Consider the following 19,233-nt stretch of genomic DNA (forward strand, 5'->3'; position numbering starts at 1 on the left):
TGATGGCGCTGGCGGCGTTGGCCCGGGGCCGGCGCGGCCGAGGCGGCGCAGCTCGTCGCGATCCAGGGCAGCGAGCAGAAGAATTTCGGGCGCATCGCCCTCACCTTCGACCACGGCGTGAAGGTGGCCGCCAAGGTCACCGGCGGCGTGCTGGTGGTGACGTTCCGCGAACCGGTGACCGGCCAGCGCGACCGCCTGGCCGCCGAGATGCCGGCCTACGTGGCGCAGGTCCGCCGCGACCCCGACGGCGCCGGCATGCGCGTCGCGCTCCAGGCGCCCTACCGGATCAACGTGCTGGAGGCCGGCGAGCGGGTCTTCATCGACCTGATGCCCGAGGGCTGGACCGGCCTGCCGCCGGGCCTGCCGCCGGAGGTCCTGGCCGACCTCAACCGGCGGGCCGAGGAGCTGAGCGAGCGCCTGCGCCGCGAGGCCGCCCAGAAGGCCCGGCGCGCGGTGCCGCTGCGCCTCGAGGCGGCGAACCTGCCGACCCTGTCCCGCCTCTCGGTGCGCCTGCCGCGGGACACCGAGGTGGGCCTGGAGCGCGCCGGCTCCGAGATCCGCCTGCGCATCCCCGGCACCTACACGGTCGACGCCGCGGAGGCCCGTGCCGCCCTGGTGAGCGCCGTGGCGAAGTTCGGCGTCGAGGCCGGGCCTGAGGCGGCCCGGCTGACCCTGAAGCTCGCCGAGGGCTACACCGCGGACGGCTACCGCGAGGAGGACGCGTACGTCCTCGACCTCGTCAGGCCGGGCGCCAAGGCTGCCGGGGAGAAGGCTGCCGGGGAGAAGGCGGCGGGCGCCAAGCCGCCGGCATCCGAGGCCCCGCAGGCGGAGCCGCCCGCTCCGCCCGCCGCCTCCGCGCCGCCGCCTCAGGTCCAGGCCCGGGCCGAATTCCGTCCGCCGGCCGAGGCGCCCGCCCCCGCCCCGGCCGAGCCGCCGGCGGCCGCCGGCCCGGTCCAGGCCCGCATCGTCCGGTCCGGCCCGGCCTTCCGGATCGCCTTCCCGTTCGCGGCCCGGCCGCCCGCGGCCCTGTTCGAGCGCGGCGGCATCGCCACCCTGGTCTTCGAGACCTCCGGCACGGTCGGCCTGCCGGCGCTGCCGGCGGGCGCGCCGGCGAGCCTCGCCGAGGGGCCGTGGGTGGAGGGCGCGTTCACGGCGATGCGCCTGCGGCTCGATCCCGGCATCCTCGCCCAGCTCGCGGCGGGGGAGGGGCAGGGCTGGGATCTGGTGCTCGGCGACGGCAGCGCGCCGGGCGGCGACCTCCTGGCGCCGCAGCGCAGCGCCGATCCCTCCGGCAAGCCCGCGGTCACGGTGCCGCTTGCCCGCCCCGGCGGCGCGCTGTGGCTGGAGCGCGACGGCGAGCGCATCGCCGTGGTGACCGCCCGCGGCCCCCGCATCGCCGGAGTGCCGAAGCGCGGCCGCTTCGTCGAGTTCGAGATCCTGCCGAGTCGCCAGGGCGTGGCCGTGCTGGCGGCGGCGGACGACCTCGCGGTGCGCCCCGGCCTCAACGACGTGACGATCACCCGCTCGGGCGGCCTGTCGGTCTCGCCGGCGGTGGCGGAGGCGCCGGAGGCGGGCGCCCACGCCGCCGCCCTGATGGTGCAGCCGGAGCGCTGGCGCGAGGACCAGCGCGGCGACGTGCGCGCCCGCATCCGCGCCGCCGAGGCCGCCGCGGCCGCGGCCGAGCGGCCGGCCCGCTCCGCCGCCCGCCTCGACCTCGCCCGGGTGCTCCTCGCCAACGGCTTCTCGTCCGAGGCCTCCGGCGTCCTCGCCTACGCCGCCCGGGAGGATGCGGCCCTCGCCGCGGAGCGGCCGGCGCGGCTCCTCTCGGCGATCGCCGCCCTGCGCATGGGGCAGGACGCCCGGGCGGCCGGGTTCCTCGGCCCCGACGCCAGGCAGGGCCTGGACCCCGAGACGCGGGTGTGGCGCGGGCTCCTCGATGCCCGGGGCCGGCGCAGCGGCCCGGCGCTCGCCGCCTTCAAGGCCGGCCTGCCGGTGATCGAGGCCTATCCGGACGACCTGCAGCTGCCGCTCTACCTCGCGGCCGCCGAGGTCGCCCTCGACGCCAAGGACCCGGCTTTCGCCCAGCGGGCGCTCACCGCCGTGACGCCGCTCGCCGATGGCGCGCTCCCGCGCGACCGGCTCGCCTTCCTCAAGGCGCGCTTCGCCGAGGCGATCGGCCAGGACGGCGAGGCCCGCCGCGGCTACCAGCAGCTCGCCGAGACCGGCGCGCCGCCGGTCGCCGCCGACGCGACCCTGCGGGTCGTCGATCTCGGGCGGGCCACCGGCACGATGACCCCCGAGGCCGCGATCGACCGCCTCGAGCGCCTGACCCTGACCTGGCACGGCGAGGCCGAGGCCGAGGCCTTCGCCCGGCTCGGCCGGCTCTATGCCGGGGCCGGGCGCTGGCGCGACGCCTTCGCGACCGCGCGCAAGGCCAACCGCCTCTATCCCGACCACCCGGCGACCCGCGGCCTGCACGACGAGACGGTGTCGCTGTTCTCGGCCCTGTTCCTGTCGGACCGGGGCGCGAGCCTCGGGCGCATCGAGGCCCTGGCGCTGTTCTACGACTTCAAGGAGTTCACGCCGGTCGGCCGCCAGGGCGACGAGATCGTGCGGCGCCTGGCCGACCGCCTCGTCGCCCTCGACCTCCTGGACGCCGCGGGCGACCTCCTCCAGCACCAGGTCGACAACCGCCTCGCCGGCGCGGCGCGGGCGAGCGTCGCGGCCAGGCTCGCCACAGTCCGGCTGATGGAGGGCGAGCCGCTCAAGGCGCTCAAGGTCCTGCAGAACACCCGCCTGCCGGAGCTGCCGGCCCAGATCCGCGACGCGCGCCTGCTGCTCGAGGCCCGCGCCCTGTCCGACCTGTCGCGCACCGACCTCGCGCTCGAACTGCTCGAGGGCACGGCCGGCCCGGAGGCTGCGCACCTGCGCGGCGACATCCTGTGGAGCGCCCGGCGCTGGCGCGACGCCGGCGAGGCGCACGAGGCGATGCTGGGGACGCGCTGGCGCGAATCCGGCCCGCTCTCCGATCCCGAACGCGCCGACGTGATGCGCGCGGCGATCGGCTACGCGCTCGCCGAGGATTCGTTGAGCCTCGACCGCCTGCGCACCAAGTACACCCCGAAGATGGCCGACAGCCCCGACGCCCGGACCTTCGGCCTCGTCGCGGCGCCCAACGCCGCCGGGACCGCGGCCTTCCGCAGCCTCGTGCGCCAGGCGACGAGCGCCGAGACCCTGACCGAGTTCCTGCGCGCCTACCGCGCCCGCTACCCCGAGAGCGCCGCCCCCGAGCGGCCGAAGCCCGACGCCGCCGCGGCGCCGGGAACGGGACCCGAGGCCCGCGGCGCCGGCGGGCCGGCGCCGGGCTGAGCCTCGCGACCGGCCGGTGTCGCGGGTCGGCGCCGGAGGCGAAGCCCGACCGCCTGCCCGCGCGACGGGACGGAAGAGGCCCTACAGAACCCGGCGCAGGGCCGCGACGCAGCGTTCCACGTCGTCCCCGTCGGACCAGGCGTGCGGACTGAGCCGCAGCGCCCCGGATCGTTCGCTCGCGAAGACGCCCGCCTCCCGCAGGCGATCCGTCAGGCCGGGGGGCAGCCCGCCCGGCGCGCGCAGCCCGAGGACGTTCGGCACGCGCAGGTGCCCCGGCGCCGCCGATAAGCCGAGCCCGCAGGCTTCCTCCGCCAGACGGTCGGTGAGGCGACGCAGCCGGGCCGCCACCGCCGCCGGGTCCCAGGACAGGATCAGCTCGAGGCCGGTCGCCGCCATCGGCAGCAGCACCGGGTCGTTCAGCTCGCCCCGGTCGTAGCGCCTGGCACCCGCCGCGGGCGGGCGGTTGCCGGCGTTCTCCTCGATCGGAGCGCCGTCCTGCCGGCGCGGCGCGGCGTACAGGAAGGCGAGCCCGTAGGGCCCGAGCGTCCACTTGTAGGTCGGGAAGGCCAGGAAGTCGGGGCGCCAGCGGCCGACATCCACCGGCCGGGCCCCCGCCGTCTGGGTCGCGTCGATCACCAGGGCGGCGCCGGAGGCGTGGACGGCCGGCGCGAGGCGGTCGAGGTCGATCAGCCCGCCGTCGGTCCAGTGCGACGGGGTCAGGGTCGCGATCGCCATGGGCGGTGCCCCGGGGCGCCCGATCGCCTCCAGCAGGGCCGCCGTCCAGTCGCCGTCCCCGGGGCGGGGAACCTCCTCGACGACCAGGTCCCGCGCGCGCGCGAGCCGGTCGAAGGCGTAGCACAGCGACGGGAACTCGTCCGCGACGCGCAGCACGCGCCCGCCCGGCGCGACGGCCAGGTTCGCGGCGGCGGTGGCCATCGCGTGGCTCACGGACCCGACGATCGCCACGTCGTCCGCGGCCGCGCCGACGAGCCGGGCCGCCGCCGCCCGCGCCCGCTCGGCCTGGGCCGGCACCGCCTCGCGCGGGTGCGCCCAGGGCCGGCTCTTCACGAGCAGGCCCGCCTCCCCGGCCTCGCGGACCGCCCGGGGCAGCGGCGACCACGCCGCCGCGTCGAGGTAGCTGACGTCGTCGGGAACCTCGAACAGGTGCCGCTGGCACGGCAGGGGAGCGATGGTGGTCATGGGGGCACCTTGCATCCGTTCGCCCGGGCACGCGAGGCGGGGTGCGTGGGGGTTTAAACTGACGGAGGGACAGGATCGGACCTCGCGCATCCTACGACGAGGCGGCGCGTAGCAGGAAAGTGGTCGATGGCTGAGCAGATTTCACGCAATAGACGCCGGGTTTGCGACGAAATTTCTACAAGACAAAAGCATGGCAGGCCAAAGATTGGCTTGCCATGGTGCACGCCCCGGCGCAATGCCCGGGATCGTCAGGCTTGTCCCACCTGCGACCTCATCCTGAGGTGCTGCTGCTTGCAGCAGCCTCGAAGGAGGGCTCCAGAAATCTCCGCGATCCCTGGAGCGCTCCTTCGAGGCCGCTACGCGGCACCTCAGGATGAGGTTCTGGATGGGAGGGGCTGACACGCAGCCAGACAGCCCCTGCCGTGTACCGTGAAGCCTGCTGAGTCGAGCCCGCGTGCCGTCGAGCCCCAGGGTTAGACCTCGCCCTCGCCCGCCGGGGCGGGCTTGCGCGGCCGCGGCTCCCCGCCGGTGGTGCTGGTGCCGGGATCGAGGGCGTCGGGCTTGCCCGCGGCGTCGTGGTCGGCCGGCGTCACCCCGGCCTTGGCGGCGGCCTCGTCCTCGTCGCGGCGGGTCAGGTGCGGGCGAGCGGTGAGCAGATCGTCGCTACGCGGCATGGGCGTGTCCTCCGTTGGCGCAGCCCAACGCGAACAAGCCCGGACCGGTTCGGTGCCAGGCAGCTCAGCCTATCGTCCGAGTTTGCACGAAGAGATCAGGTTCGTCGCCGTTCGGCTCGCATCCCGCTGCGGGACGGCATCAACACCATCGAGGGGTGTTGGTGCCCAGGAGAGGACTCGAACCTCCACGGCTTGCACCACTGGTACCTGAAACCAGCGCGTCTACCAATTCCGCCACCTGGGCCCGTGGCGCCTCGCAGCGCCGCGGTGGAGGTCGTTTAGAGGGCGGCGGAGCCGGCGTCAACGGGCTTGAGCGGTGCCGCGGCGGGATGCGGGCGAGGCGCCTTCGCGGTTCGGACCGGGCCGTCCGGGCGCCGTCGGCGGATTTCCGCCGACGGCCTTGGGTCGATCGGCGCCTTCCCGCTCAAGCGGCCAGCCCGGTGCGCAGGCATCCTGTTGATGGATATCGGTTAATTTAATTCTTTGGCCTGGCATCCGGCTTGCCATCGCTCCCCCGCTGCCCGCCGACGCCGCCCGCAAGAAGCCGAAAGGCCTGGACGGTCGGGTGGGACATCCATCGGACCCGCGCGTCGCGGGAGAACCAGATCAGGGAGAACGTCCATGACCATGGCTGCACAGGCGGCGATCGGGGTGAGCCCGGCGCCCGCCGAGGCGACCGACCGCCAGAAGATCAGGGCCATCGTCGCCGCCTCGTCCGGCAACCTGGTCGAGTGGTACGACTTCTACGCCTATGCCTTCACGTCGATCTACTTCGCCTCCGCGTTCTTCCCGAGCAGCAGCCCGACCGGCCAGCTGCTCGCCACCGCCGGCATCTTCGCGGTCGGGTTCTTCATGCGGCCGCTCGGCGGCTGGATCTTCGGCCGCATCGCCGACCGGCGCGGCCGCAAGTCCTCGATGGTGTTCTCGGTGCTGCTGATGTGCGCCGGCTCGCTGATGATCGGCATCCTGCCGACCTACGAGACGATCGGCGTGCTGGCCCCCGTGCTGCTCCTCGTCGCCCGGCTGGCCCAGGGCCTCTCGGTCGGCGGCGAGTACGGCACCGCGGCGACCTACATGAGCGAGATCGCCGGCAAGGGCCGGCGCGGCTTCCTGTCGTCGTTCCAGTACGTCACCCTGATCGGCGGCCAGCTCCTCGCGGTCCTGGTGGTGTTCGCGCTCCAGCACATGCTCTCGGCCGAGGAGATGCGCGCCTGGGGCTGGCGCGTCCCGTTCCTGCTCGGCGCCGCCGCGGCGATCGTCGCGATGATGCTGCGCGGCTCGCTGAAGGAATCCGCCTCGCACGAGACCATGAAGAGCAAGGAGGCCGGCTCGCTGCGCGCGCTGATGCAGCACAAGCGGGCGCTCCTGATCACGCTCGCCTTCACCATGGGCGGGTCGCTCTACTTCTACACCATGACCACCTACATGCAGAAGTTCCTGGTCAACACGGTGAAGCTCGACCTGAAGACGGTCTCGACCGTGATGACCCTGGCGCTCGTGGTGTTCATGCTGCTGCAGCCGGTCTTCGGCGCCCTCTCCGACAGGATCGGGCGGCGCAACAACATGATCCTGTTCAGCGGGCTCGCGACCCTCGGCGCGGTGCCGCTGCTCTCGAGCCTGTCGCTGGTGACGAGCCCCTGGGCCGCCTTCGGGCTGATCCTCACCGGCCTCGTGATCGGGTCCTTCTACACCTCGATCAGCGGCGTGGTGAAGGCCGAGCTGTTCCCGGCCGAGATCCGCGCGCTCGGCGTCGGCCTGCCCTACGCCATCGCCAACGCGCTGTTCGGCGGCACGGCGGAATACGTCGCGCTCTCGTTCAAGACCTACGGCAACGAGGGCCTGTTCTACTGGTACGTCGCCGCCATGGCGGCGGTGGCCTTCGCCGCCTCGCTGTGGATGCCCGACACCCGCAAGTACGGCTACCTCGACGGCAACGGCCGGATGAGCGACTGACGCCCGCGACGAGGACCGGGACCTCCCGGGTCCCGGTCCTCGCGACGCCCGGACCCCCTCGGCTTTCGCTTGCGGGCGATCCCCGTTTCGGGGCACGGCGGGGACTTCGAGACCCGCGTGACCCCCGCAGTCGAGGCGCCCGGCATGAGCCAAGCCCATCCTGCCGACCTCCCGGCCGCGGCGCCGCGGCGCGCGCTCCTCGGCGGGGCCGGGGCCCGGCGGTGGGCCTGGGCGGCCGCGATCCTGGCGCTCACCCTCGCGGTCTTCCTCCTCGCCCTGAATGCCGGCCACGACCAGGTGCGGCGCGCCGCGCGCCAGCGCCTCGTGATCGCCGAGGCGGTCCTGCGCGCGGCGTTCGACCGCTACCGCTCCCTGCCCACCGTCCTCGCCCTCGACACGCAGGTCCAGGGCCTGCTGGCCGATCCGGCCGCGTCCGGTGCGGTCGCGGCCGTCAACGCCAAGTTCGAGGCGATCGCCGGGGCCTCGGGGGCCGCCGCGATCTACCTCATGGACGCGAACGGGCTCACGCTCGGCGCGAGCAACTGGAACCAGCCGCTCTCCTTCGTCGGCTCCACCTACGCCTACCGGCCCTACTTCCTCGACGCCCTGGCGAGCGGCGCCTCGCGCTACTTCGGGGTCGGCACCACCACCCAGCAGCCGGGCCTGTTCATCGGCAAGGCGGTGGTCGCGCGAGGCGGGGAGGGCGCCGGCCCGGTCGCGGGCGTCGTGGTGGTCAAGGTCGACCTCGAGGGCCTGGAGGGCGAGTGGCGGCGGGCGGGCGAGCAGATCCTCGTCTCCGACGCCGCCGGGATCGTCTTCCTGGCGAGCGAGCCCGGCTGGAAGTACCGCCCGTTCCGGCCTCTCGCCGCGGCCGACACGGACCGCATCCGCGCGGCCCGGCAATACGGCGACAGCGACCTGCGGCCCCTCCTGGAGGACGGCCCGCCCGATCCCGGCGGGACGATCCGGCTCCCCTCCGCCGGCCGGGCCGGGCGCGGCATCGTCGAGCCCGTCGCGATGCCGGATCTCGGCTGGACGCTCTGGTACGTCGCCCCGACCGGGGCCGCCTTCCGCCAGGCCCTCCTGGTGGCGGCCGCCACGGGCGTCGCCTGCCTGGCGCTCGCCTTCGCGCTCGCCGCCGCGAGCCAGAAGCGGCGGCGCCTGCGGGCCGAGCAGGCGATGCGGCTCGCCCTCGAGCGGCGTGTGGCGGAGCGGACCCACGACCTCAGCGACGCCAACGCGCGCCTGCGGGCCGAGATCGGCGAGCGCGAGCGCGCCACCGCGGCCCTGCGGGCGACCCAGGACGAGCTGATCCATGCCGGCCGGCTCGCGGCGCTCGGCCAGATCTCCACGGCGATCAACCACGAGATCAACCAGCCGCTCGCGGCCCTGCGCACCTTCCTGGCCAGCACCGCGGTGTTCCTCGAGCGCGGCGACGAGGCGACGGTGCGCCGCAACCTGCAGCGCATGACCGAGGTCACGCAGCGCATCGCCGAGATCATCCGCCACCTCAAGGACTTCGCCCGCAAGACCGGCCCCGGGCATTGCGAGCCGGTGCGCCTCGCCGCGGCGGCGGAGGCCGCCCTCGACCTGCTGCGGGTCCGGCTGCGGGCCGACGGCGTCGCGGTCGAGTGCCGGATCCCGCCCGACGCGACGGTGCGGGCCGAGCCGGTGCGCCTCGAGCAGGTGCTCCTGAACCTCATGGTCAACGCCCTCGACGCGATGCGCGACGCCCCCGAGCGCCGGCTCTCGTTGAGCGCGGCGCACGAGCCGGCCTCCCCCGGCGATTCCGCCTCCTCCTGGCGGCTCGCCGTCGCGGATAGCGGCAGCGGGATCGCGGCCGAGCATATGGGACGGATCTTCGATCCGTTCTTCACCACCAAGTCCGCCGGCGAGGGGCTCGGGCTCGGCCTGTCCCTGTCCTCGCTCATCGTGCGCGACCTCGGGGGCAGCCTGGCTGCCGAGAACGGCGAGCGCGGCGCCGTGCTGACCCTCGTCCTGCCGGCGATGGAGGCCTGAATGGCGGCACGGGTGGAACGCGTCCTCTTCGTCGACGACGAGGAGACGGTGCGCGAGGCGCTGGAGCAGTGGCTGACCCTCGCCGGCTACGCCGTCTCGACCTTCGAGGCCCCCGACGGCGCGCTCGCCGCGATCGACGAGCGCTTCCCCGGCATCCTCGTCACCGACATGCGCATGCCGCGGATGGACGGCCTCGCGGTGCTGGAGCGGGCGCTCAGCCTGGATCCCGAGCTGCCGGTCCTGCTCGTCACCGGCCACGGCGACGTGCCGATGGCGGTCGAGGCGATGCGGCGCGGCGCCTACGACTTCATCGAGAAGCCTTTCGCGCCCGAGCGCCTCGTCGACGCGATCGGCCGCGCCTGCGAGAAGCGCCACCTCACCCTGCGCCTGCGCCGGCTCCACGCGGGCACGGACGCGCACGCCATCGAGAGCCGGCTGATCGGCACCTCCCGGGCGATGGAGGCCCTGCGGCGCGAGGTGCTCGACCTCGCCGCGACACCGGTCAACGTCGTCGTCAATGGCGAGACCGGCTCCGGCAAGGAGCTGGTGGCGCAGTGCCTGCACGCCTTCTCGAGCCGGCGCGAGGGGCGCTTCGTCCCGGTCAATTGCGGCGCGATCCCCGACACGATGATGGAGAGCGAGCTGTTCGGCTACGAGGCCGGCGCCTTCACGGGCGCGCTCAAGCGCCGGATCGGCAAGCTCGAATACGCCCATCGCGGCACGCTCTTCCTCGACGAGATCGAGGCGATGCCGCTCTCCGGCCAGGTCAAGCTGCTGCGGGTGCTGCAGGAGCACCGGGTGGAGCGGCTCGGCGCCAACGAGTCGGTCGCCGCCGACCTGCGCACGCTCTGCGCCAGCAAGGTCGACCTGCGCGCCGAGGCCGAGGCCGGGCGCTTCCGCCCCGACCTCTACTACCGCCTCGACGTCGCGAGCCTGCGCATCCCGCCCTTGCGCGAGCGGCGCGAGGACATCCCGCTCCTGTTCGAGCACTTCGCCGCCCGGGCCGCCGAGGCGCATGGCCGGGCGATGCGGCCGTTGAGCACCCGGCATGTCCGGGACCTCGTCGAGCAGCCCTGGCCCGGCAACGTGCGCGAATTGCGCAACGCGGCCGAGCGCTACGCCTTCGGCCTCGACCGGCTCGGCGCCGCCCCGGACCCGGGCGAGGCCGGGCAGCCGCCGCTCGCCGCGCGGGTCGAGGCCTACGAGCGGGGCCTGATCGAGCAGGCGCTGCAGCAGGCGCAGGGCAACATCGCGGAAGCGATGCGTCTCCTCGACGTGCCTCGGCGCACCCTCAACGAGAAGATGCAGCGCTACGGCCTGAGCCGCGGCGACTTCGTCGGTTAGAGCCTCGTTCGCGGCGAAGCGAAGACCGGTCCGGCATGGAAAGTGCTGCACGATCACCGGTCGGGCGCTGCTCCAGGAGCATGCCGTTCCGACTGACGCGGGATGGATCGTCGTCCTGGCTTACCCTGCGCGAGGGGCGCTCCAAGGTGCCCCTCCCGGTCCCCCTCTCCCGCCACCCCTTGATCCCGGTCTTCAAAGCCATGTCCGACGCGCTGCCCTCTCCTCTGCCCGCCTGGGGTCCCCCGGTGATCCGCACCATCGCCATGCCGGCCGACACCAACCCGGCGGGCGACATCTTCGGCGGCTGGCTCATGGCCCAGATGGATCTCGCCGCCGGCAACGTGGCGGCGCGCCGGGCCCGGGGGCGCTGCGCCACCATCGCGGTCGAGGGCATGACCTTCCTGCAGCCGGTCGTGGTCGGCGACGAGGTCAGCCTCTACGCGCAGATCGTCTCGGTGGGCCGGTCCTCGATCCGCATCCAGATCGAGGCGTGGCGCCGCGCCCGGGAGAGCGAGGAGACCATCAAGGTGACGCAGGCGCTGTTCACCTTCGTGGCGATCGACGAGAACCGGCGCCCCCGCGCGGTGCCGCCGGAGACGCCCGGATCGGGTGGGGCCTAAGGCTTTCGCGCGCCGGCGGCGCCCGTCGGTCCTGCCGCGAACAGGGGAGGGCGCCGCTCAGGGGAGGATTCGGCGCAAGACTTCCCCACGCACATCGCCATTCCGGGCTCCGCTGCGGGGCCCGGTATGACGCAGAGGCTGTCGGGATCGATCGGGATCAACCGAACACGCTCTCGCGCTAGGCGGTGCAAGCAACTCAGGAATCGTACCGAAGGGGAAGATTACCGCATCGCGGAAAGCATCAACACCATCGAGGGGTGTTGGTGCCCAGGAGAGGACTCGAACCTCCACGGCTTGCACCACTGGTACCTGAAACCAGCGCGTCTACCAATTCCGCCACCTGGGCCCTAGAGCACCGCCTTGGCGGCGCCCCGGTGTCAGTTCGTTTAGTCGGCGGCGGAGCCGGCGTCAACGCCGAACTCCGCCGTTCGTCATCGTCGGCTCAAGCCCCGGCCGGCCACTCGCGGATGTCGACGAAGTGGCCCGCGATGGCGGCGGCCGCGGCCATCGCCGGGGAGACGAGGTGCGTGCGGCCCTTGTGGCCCTGGCGGCCCTCGAAGTTGCGGTTCGAGGTCGAGGCGCAGCGCTCGTGGGGTTTGAGGCGGTCGGCATTCATGCCGAGGCACATCGAGCAGCCCGGCTCGCGCCAGTCGAAGCCGGCCTCGATCAGGATCCGAGCGAGGCCCTCCTGCTCCGCCTGCTCCTTCACCAGCCCCGAGCCCGGCACCACCATGCCCGACACGTTCGGGTGGATCTTGCGCCCCTCGACCATGCGGGCGACGATCCGCAGGTCCTCGATGCGGCCGTTGGTGCAGGAGCCGATGAACACCTTGTCGAGGGCGATGTCGGTGATCTTCGTCCCCGGGGTCAGGCCCATGTAGGACAGGGCCTTCTCCTTCGAGAGGCGCAGGTTCTCGTCCTCGATGGCGGCCGGGTCCGGCACCCGGCCCTGGACCGAGATGACGTCCTCGGGGCTCGTGCCCCAGGTCACGATCGGCGGGAGATTTGCGGCATCGAGCCGGATCTCGCGGTCGAAATGGGCGCCCTCGTCGGAGACGAGGTTGCGCCAGTACGCGACCGCGCGCTCGAACGCCTCGCCCTTCGGCGCCTTCGGCCGGTCCTTGATGTAGGCGAAGGTGGTCTCGTCGGGGGCGACCATGCCGGCGCGGGCCCCGCCCTCGATCGACATGTTGCAGATCGTCATCCGGCCCTCCATCGAGAGGCCCCGGATCGCCTCGCCGGCATATTCCAGCACGTGGCCGGTGCCGCCGGCGGTGCCGATCTCGCCGATGATCGCCAGGATGATGTCCTTGGCCCCGACGCCGGCGGGCAGGCGGCCGTCGACGACGGCGCGCATGTTCTTCGCCTTCTTCTGGATCAGCGTCTGGGTGGCGAGCACGTGCTCGACCTCCGACGTGCCGATGCCGTGGGCGAGCGCCCCGAAGGCGCCGTGGGTCGAGGTGTGGGAATCGCCGCAGACGATCGTCTGGCCCGGCAGGGTGAAGCCCTGCTCCGGCCCGATGATGTGGACGATGCCCTGCCGACGATCGAGCGCGTCGTAGTACTCGATGCCGAACTCGCGGACGTTCTCGGCCAGCGTGTCGATCTGCGTGCGGCTCTCGGGATCCTCGATCCCGAAGCTGCGGTCCGAGGTCTGGACGTTGTGGTCGACGACCGCCAGCGTCTTCTCCGGGTGGCGCACCCGGCGCCCGGCGAGACGAAGCCCCTCGAAGGCCTGGGGAGAGGTGACCTCGTGGACGAGGTGACGGTCGATGTAGAGGAGGCAGGTGCCGTCCGGCTGACGATCGACGACGTGGTCGTCCCAGATCTTGTCGTAGAGGGTGCGAGGGGCAGTCATCGGGATTGTGACCTTGGGGTTTGTTGCCTTGTCACCAAGACCTAACGGTGAGGCCGGGCGCGCGGCGTTCGGGCCCGGGACCCGTCATGTAACCGTCCCGTCCGCCGACGGGTAGACCCCACGGCGCCGCAAGGGGATGCAGGCACCGCAAGGCGTGCCTCGGCCTGTCGGTCGCCCTGGGACGCGCCCCCGAAGCGTCGCCGTCCGGGGGCGCCGGTGCCGTCATTCCTTCACCGCCCCGGTCATCGCCGAGACGTAGTGCTCGACGAAGAACGAGTACAGGATCACCAGCGGCAGCGAGCCGACGAGCGCCCCCGCCATCAGCGAGCCCCAGCGATAGATGTCGCCGTCGACGAACTCGCTCACCACCGCCACCGGCACGGTCTTGTTGTCGGTCGAGGACAGGAAGGTCAGCGCGTAGATGAACTCGTTCCAGCACAGGGTCAGCGAGAAGATGCCGGCCGAGATCAGCCCCGGCACCGCCAGCGGCAGGATGATCTTGACGAGGATCTGCCAGCGGCTCGCCCCGTCGATGAGCGCGCACTCCTCCAGCTCGTAGGGAATCGTCTTGAAGTACCCCATCAGCAGCCAGGTCGAGAACGGGATCAGGATGGTGGGATAGACCAGCACCAGGGCGAAGGGCGAATCGTAGAGCCCGTAGGCCTGGATGATGGTGGCGAGCGGGATGAACAGGATCGAGGGCGGCACCAGGTAGGCGAGGAAGATCGCCGCGCCGACCGCGACCGCGCCCTTGTAGCGGATCCGCACGATCGCGTAGGCCGCGAGCACGCTGGCGAACAGCGACAGCACCGTGGCCGCCACCGAGATCATCATCGTGTTCCACAGCCACAGGGGATAATGGGTCTGGAACAGGAGCTTCGAGATGTGCTTGAGCGTCGGCGAGACCACCCAGAACGGGTTGTAGGTCTCCATGTCGATGAGCTGCTCGTCCGGTTTGATGGCGGTCAGGACCATCCAGTAGAACGGGAAGAGCAGCACCACCAGGATGACGAAGAGCGGCAGGTAGACCGTGACGACGCGCTTCGGCAGCGTGTCGAGATAGGCCATGCCCTCGTTGTCGTCGGGCTTGTCGGGTGTCGTGGTCGCGGCCATGGGTGATTTTTCCTTCTCTCAGCCGGTCTGCCACTTGCGGTTCTGGAGGCCGAACCACGAGATCCCGATGGCGAAGATCAGGAACGGCACCATCGCGGTGGCGATGGCCGCGCCCTCGCCGAGATTCCCCGACAGGATGCCGCGCTGGTAGGACAGGGTCGCCATCAGGTGGGTGGCGTTGACGGGGCCGCCGCGGGTCATCGCCCAGATCAGCTGGAAGTCGGTGAAGGTGAACAGCACCGAGAAGGTCATCACCACGGCGATGATCGGGGTGAGGAGCGGCAGGGTGATGTGGCGGAAGTTCTGCCACGGCGTCGCGCCGTCGATCGTCGCCGCCTCGTAGAGCGAGGGCGAGACGGTCTGCAGGCCGGCGAGCAGCGTGATGGCGATGAACGGTACGCCGCGCCAGATGTTGGCGAAGGTCACGCAGATCCGCGCCATCGTCGGATCGCCCAGGAAATCGATGTTGCGGTCGATGAGGCCGAGATGGCGCAGCGACCACGAGATGATCGAGAACTGGCTGTCGAAGATCCACCAGAACGCCAGCGCCGACAGCACCGTCGGCACGACGAAGGGGATCAGCACGATCGAGCGGATCAGCGCCTTGAACGGCAGCCGCTTGTTGAGGAGCAGCGCCAGGTAGAGGCCGATCGCGAACTTCGCCACCGAGGCGAAGCCCGTATAGACGAGCGTGTTGAACACCGAGAGCCAGAAGACGCTGTCGTCCCACAGCCACTCGTAGTTCTCGATCCCCACGTAGTTGCCGCCGCGCCCGATGCGGGTGTCGGTGAGCGAGAGCCAGACGCCCTTGCCCAGCGGGTAGGCCAGGAACAGCAGCAGGATCGCGGCTGCGGGCAGCATGAACCAGAAGCCCAGCCAGCCGCGGCTCGTCCGGAACCGGCTCCAGGCCGAGCCGGTCGGGGGCGCCGCCGCGGCGGGGCGGGCGAGGGCGATGTCGGCCACGGGGAGCCTCCTCCGGGTGTTTTGTTGTTCTGGGGGCATCTCGGGGACGATGAGGGCAGCATAGTCGCGCTGCCACACTCATCAGTCGCCGCGTGAGGCGCGGGCTTCCCCTCTCCCCGCGGGCGGGGAGAGGACTTCATCGACCTTGTCGTCGATGAAGTGAGCGCAGGCGAAGCCGGAGCGAGGGTGAGGGGGTGATGCCGGAGGAGCCACATTCGGCACCTCCCCCTCACCCTCGGCTGCCGCCTCGCCGTCGACCCGACAGGGGGTCAACAGCCCTCTCCCCGCGAGAAGGCGGGCTTGCCCGACTTCGTCCATCGCTTGCAGATCCCGGGCAAGCCCGGGATCCGGCGGGGAAAGGGGAGATGCGCACGAGCCGCGCGCAGGGCGTCAGGCCGACCGGAAGATCCGCTGCGCCTGCCGCTCGGCGGTGCGGATCGAGGTCTTCAGGTCCTCGCGGCCGGTGCAGTAGGAGGCGAACATGTCGACGACGACGAAGTCGGCGAGCACGGCGGCCACCTTCTCGCTCACCGGCGCGAGGCCGCCGGCGGCGAGCGTCCGGGACGAGGCTTCGCCGAACACCTTGTTCTTCGGGTCGGCGGTCCAGATCGGGTTGTTGGCGTAGGCCTTGAGCGGATGGCAGAGGTAGCCCTGCGACGCTTCGAGCCAGGAATTGTAGTTCTGGGCCTCGAGCGCGAAGGCCATGAAGGCCTTACAGGCGTTCGGCGCCTTGGTGTAGGTGTAGGCCAGGATCGGGAAGGCGAGCTGGAACTCGGTCGGCTTGCCGGACTTGCCGACCGGCCAGACGGCGTGGTCCATGTCCGCCGCGATGTCCTTCCTCTCGTTCTTCGCCGCGGCGTAGACCGAGATGCCGTTGCCGGTGAGGTAGAGGTCGCCCGACAGGAAGGCCTTGTTGTTGGACGAGTCGTTCCACGACACCGTGCCGGGCACGAAGGTCTCGTAGAGCGCCTTGACGTATTCGAGCGCCTTGGCGGTCTCCGGCGAGTTGATGACGATCTTCTCGTTGGCGTCGACCAGATAGGCGTCGTGCGACCACAGCGCCCAGTGGATCCACGAATTGGCGTCGCCCGTGGCGTGGCCCAGCGCGAAACCGGCCGGCGTGTTGTTCTTCTTCATCGCGCGGCAGAGTTCCAGGAAGCCGGCATGGTCCTCCGGGACCTTCTGGAAGCCGGCCTTGTTCACGGCCGAGATGCGGTAGTTGATGTAGCCGCCGTTGAACGCCATCGGGATGGCGATCCACTCCCCCTTCACCTTGCCGTAGGCCTCGGCCGCGGGCAGCCAGCCGCCGTACTTCTTGCCGAGGTAATCCGCGACGTCGCCGACCTTGAGGCACTTCGACGGGAACAGGGCCGGGAAGGAGTAGAGGCCCCAGACCATGTCCGGGCCCTGGCCGGTATTGGCGGCGACCGACGCCTTGGGCTGGATGTCGTCGAAGGATTCGCTCGTCACCGTGACGGGCACGCCGGTGGCCTTGGTGAAGGCGTCGACGAGGCGCATGAAGGCCTCGTCCTCTGAGGGGATGAAGCGCTTCCACCGCAGGAGCTTCAGCGAGGCGCCCGCTTCGGGCTTCCACTGGTTCTCCTGCGCCCAGGCGCGGGCGAAGCCCTCCAGGCCCGCCGCGGAGGCGAGGCCGAGGGCGGCACCCCCCTTGAGGATCTGGCGACGATCGAAGGCTGACATCGTGGCGTCTCTCCCGGGATGAAGGATTTTGATTTGTTGTCGTTGGGACCGGCCGGCGGCGGGATGGCGTCCCGCCGCCGCCGGCAGGCGTCGCAGGCTCAGTTCAGCCGGCGGCCGTTCTCGGCGTCGAACAGGTGGACGAGGCCGGGATCGGCGGTGATGGTGATCCGCTCGCCCGGGCCTGCGCCGATCCGGTCGCGGAACACGCAGGCGATGTCGCGGGCGACCTCGTGGGCGATGTCCTTCGCGCCGCCGCCCGGCGGGCGCACCAGCACCATGGTCTCGGAGCCGGTCGGCTCCACCACCGCGACCTCGACCGGCACGCCGCCCTCGGCGAGGCGCACGTGCTCCGGCCGCAGGCCGTAGACCGCCGGCATGCCGTCGGCGGGACGCGCGCCGCGGGTCGGCAGCGGCAGGGTCAGCCCGCTGTCGGTGCGGAACGTGTCGCCCGCGACCTTGCCCTTCAGGAAGTTCATCGCCGGCGAGCCGATGAAGCCGGCGACGAACATGTTGTCGGGCCGGTCGTAGAGCTCGAGCGGGGCGCCGACCTGCTCGACCACGCCGTCATGCATCACCACGATCTTGTCGGCCATGGTCATGGCCTCGATCTGGTCGTGGGTGACGTAGACCGTGGTGGTGCGCAGGCGCTGGTGCAGCTCCTTGATCTCGGCCCGCATCGCCACGCGCAGCTTGGCGTCGAGGTTCGAGAGCGGCTCGTCGAACAGGAAGACCTGCGGGTCGCGCACGATCGCCCGCCCCATGGCGACGCGCTGGCGCTGGCCGCCGGAGAGCTGGCGCGGATAGCGGTCGAGGAGCTTCTCGAGGCCCAGGATCCCCGCGGCGCGGCCGACCCGGCTCTCGATCTCCTCCTTGGCGGCCTTCCGGAGCTTGAGCGAGAAGGCCATGTTGTCCCGCACCGTCATGTGCGGGTAGAGCGCGTAGTTCTGGAACACCATCGCGATGTCGCGTTCCTTGGGCGGCACCGCGTTGACGACGCGCGATCCGATCCGGATCTCGCCCGCCGAGATGTTCTCGAGACCCGCGATCATGCGCAGAAGGGTCGACTTCCCGCAGCCCGACGGGCCGACCAGGATCACGAATTCCCCGTCCTGAATGTCGATCGAGACGCCGTGCAGGATCGGGGTGGCCCCGAACGATTTGCGCACGTTCCTGATTTCCAGCCCGGCCATCGGCTCCTCGCGGTCGTAAATGTCAGAATAGGGTCGCGCGCGGCGCGCGGACCGGAACGGCAGCGCTGCCACGGGCAGACGACGAAGACACGACAGCTGAGCCCGGATGGGGGCGTCTGGCGCTCATTGGGTGTTTCCTCGACCCGTCGAACGGGGCGGCCTGTCTTGCCGCCTCTCGTGTTGGCGGCCATCATCGGGCGCGCGGGGCGCAAGATCAAGCGCCTCGCCATGCGCCCATCGTCGGATGCGCCAGAAACGACCGGGAGACAGGCTTGAAGTCCACAGATGTTCTGATCATGCGGCCGATGTCGCCGCTCGTGACCGAGAGCCTGGAGAGGCATTTCACCCTCCACCGCGGCGACCGCGCCGAGGACAAGGAGCGCTTCCTCGACGAGGTCGGCCCGAAGATCCGCGCCCTGGCGGCGAGCCACGTCCACGTGAACGACGCGCTGCTCGACCGGCTGCCGAAGCTCGAGATCGTCGCCAATTTCGGCGTCGGCTACGACACGATCGACGCGGCGGCCTGCGGCCGGCGCGGCGTCATCGTGACCAATACGCCGGACGTGCTGACCGACGAGGTCGCGGATCTGGCGGTGGGCCTCCTGCTCGCCACCGTGCGGCAGATCCCGCAGGTCGACCGCTACCTGCGCCAGGGCAAGTGGCTGGAGAAGCCCTATCCGCTCACCGGGACGCTGCGCGGGCGCAAGGTCGGCATCCTCGGCCTCGGCCGCATCGGCCGGGCGATCGCCCACCGCCTCGTCGCCTTCGGGCTGCCGATCGCCTATCACGGCCGGACGAAGCAGGGGGACGTGCCCTACGAGTACTTCCCCTCGCTCCTCGAGATGGCGAAGGCCTGCGACGTGCTGATGGTGGTGGCCCCCGGCGGCCCCGAGACCCAGAACATCGTCGGCCGCGAGGTGCTGGAGGCGCTGGGGCCGCAGGGCGTGCTCGTCAACGTCGCCCGCGGCACATTGGTCGATGAGGACGCGCTGGCCGCGGCCCTCGCCGACGGCACGATCCAGAGCGCTGGCCTCGACGTGTTCGCCGAGGAGCCGAAGGTGCCGGACGCCCTGATCGCCCAGGAGCATGCGGTTCTGCTGCCACATGTCGGCTCGGCCTCGGTCCACACACGCAACGCGATGGGCCAGCTCGTCGTTGATAACCTGACCTCCTGGTTCCAGGGCAACGGTCCGGTGACCCCCGTGGCCGAGACACCCTGGAAGGCCTGA

The 19,233-nt window shown here is 71.7% G+C and carries 13 protein-coding genes and 2 tRNA genes; 6 read left to right on the top strand and 9 right to left on the bottom strand.

Translation table 11 applies throughout. The features are described 5' to 3' along the window. Positions 1-117 precede the first annotated feature (117 nt). Entirely contained in the window at positions 118-3,369 is a 3,252-nt protein-coding gene (locus DK419_RS04420; protein ID WP_109958020.1) for a tetratricopeptide repeat protein, read from the top strand. Between the two features lie 81 nt (positions 3,370-3,450). Here the strand turns inward: DK419_RS04420 and DK419_RS04425 are convergent, their stop codons facing one another. The 3 genes from DK419_RS04425 to DK419_RS04435 all read right to left on the bottom strand — a co-directional run bounded on the left by DK419_RS04425 (position 3,451) and on the right by DK419_RS04435 (position 5,487). Then, positions 3,451-4,569 carry an aminotransferase class V-fold PLP-dependent enzyme gene (locus DK419_RS04425; protein ID WP_109958021.1) on the bottom strand — a complete coding sequence of 373 codons (1,119 nt, stop codon included), beginning with the start codon at positions 4,567-4,569 and terminating at the stop codon, positions 3,451-3,453. Positions 4,570-5,042: 473 nt separating this feature from the next. Continuing rightward, positions 5,043-5,243, bottom strand: a complete 201-nt coding sequence (locus DK419_RS04430; protein WP_109958022.1) for a hypothetical protein — start codon at positions 5,241-5,243, stop codon at positions 5,043-5,045. A gap of 159 nt (positions 5,244-5,402) precedes the next feature. Then, positions 5,403-5,487: transfer RNA gene (locus DK419_RS04435), tRNA-Leu, on the bottom strand. 377 nt (positions 5,488-5,864) lie between these two features. Here DK419_RS04435 and DK419_RS04440 point away from each other — a divergent pair. From DK419_RS04440 to DK419_RS04455, 4 genes are all read left to right on the top strand, one after another. After that, the gene (locus tag DK419_RS04440) at positions 5,865-7,196 is read left to right on the top strand and encodes an MFS family transporter (protein ID WP_208642281.1); all 1,332 of its coding nucleotides are present in this window, start codon (positions 5,865-5,867) and stop codon (positions 7,194-7,196) included. 117 nt (positions 7,197-7,313) lie between these two features. After that, entirely contained in the window at positions 7,314-9,215 is a 1,902-nt protein-coding gene (locus tag DK419_RS04445; protein ID WP_162561144.1) for a sensor histidine kinase, read from the top strand. Next, positions 9,216-10,559, top strand: a complete 1,344-nt coding sequence (locus tag DK419_RS04450; RefSeq protein ID WP_109958024.1) for a sigma-54-dependent transcriptional regulator — start codon at positions 9,216-9,218, stop codon at positions 10,557-10,559. Positions 10,560-10,759: 200 nt separating this feature from the next. Continuing rightward, positions 10,760-11,179 carry an acyl-CoA thioesterase gene (locus DK419_RS04455; protein ID WP_109958025.1) on the top strand — a complete coding sequence of 140 codons (420 nt, stop codon included), beginning with the start codon at positions 10,760-10,762 and terminating at the stop codon, positions 11,177-11,179. A gap of 261 nt (positions 11,180-11,440) precedes the next feature. Here DK419_RS04455 and DK419_RS04460 read toward each other — a convergent pair. From DK419_RS04460 to DK419_RS04485, 6 genes are all read right to left on the bottom strand, one after another. Next, positions 11,441-11,525, bottom strand: a tRNA-Leu gene (locus tag DK419_RS04460). 96 nt (positions 11,526-11,621) lie between these two features. Continuing rightward, positions 11,622-13,037, bottom strand: coding sequence for a 3-isopropylmalate dehydratase large subunit (gene leuC / locus DK419_RS04465; protein WP_109958026.1), 1,416 nt, complete (start codon positions 13,035-13,037; stop codon positions 11,622-11,624). Positions 13,038-13,259: 222 nt separating this feature from the next. Then, entirely contained in the window at positions 13,260-14,150 is an 891-nt protein-coding gene (locus DK419_RS04470) for a carbohydrate ABC transporter permease (protein ID WP_109958027.1), read from the bottom strand. An 18-nt stretch (positions 14,151-14,168) separates the two neighbouring features. Further along, positions 14,169-15,113, bottom strand: coding sequence for a carbohydrate ABC transporter permease (locus DK419_RS04475; protein WP_162561145.1), 945 nt, complete (start codon positions 15,111-15,113; stop codon positions 14,169-14,171). A gap of 390 nt (positions 15,114-15,503) precedes the next feature. Then, the gene (locus tag DK419_RS04480) at positions 15,504-16,814 is read right to left on the bottom strand and encodes an ABC transporter substrate-binding protein (RefSeq protein ID WP_109958028.1); all 1,311 of its coding nucleotides are present in this window, start codon (positions 16,812-16,814) and stop codon (positions 15,504-15,506) included. A gap of 98 nt (positions 16,815-16,912) precedes the next feature. After that, the gene (locus tag DK419_RS04485) at positions 16,913-18,004 is read right to left on the bottom strand and encodes an ABC transporter ATP-binding protein (RefSeq protein ID WP_109958029.1); all 1,092 of its coding nucleotides are present in this window, start codon (positions 18,002-18,004) and stop codon (positions 16,913-16,915) included. Between the two features lie 272 nt (positions 18,005-18,276). Here DK419_RS04485 and DK419_RS04490 point away from each other — a divergent pair, with 272 nt between their 5' ends. After that, entirely contained in the window at positions 18,277-19,233 is a 957-nt protein-coding gene (locus DK419_RS04490; protein WP_208642282.1) for a 2-hydroxyacid dehydrogenase, read from the top strand.

The organism is Methylobacterium terrae (assembly GCF_003173755.1).
Taxonomy (GTDB): domain Bacteria; phylum Pseudomonadota; class Alphaproteobacteria; order Rhizobiales; family Beijerinckiaceae; genus Methylobacterium; species Methylobacterium terrae.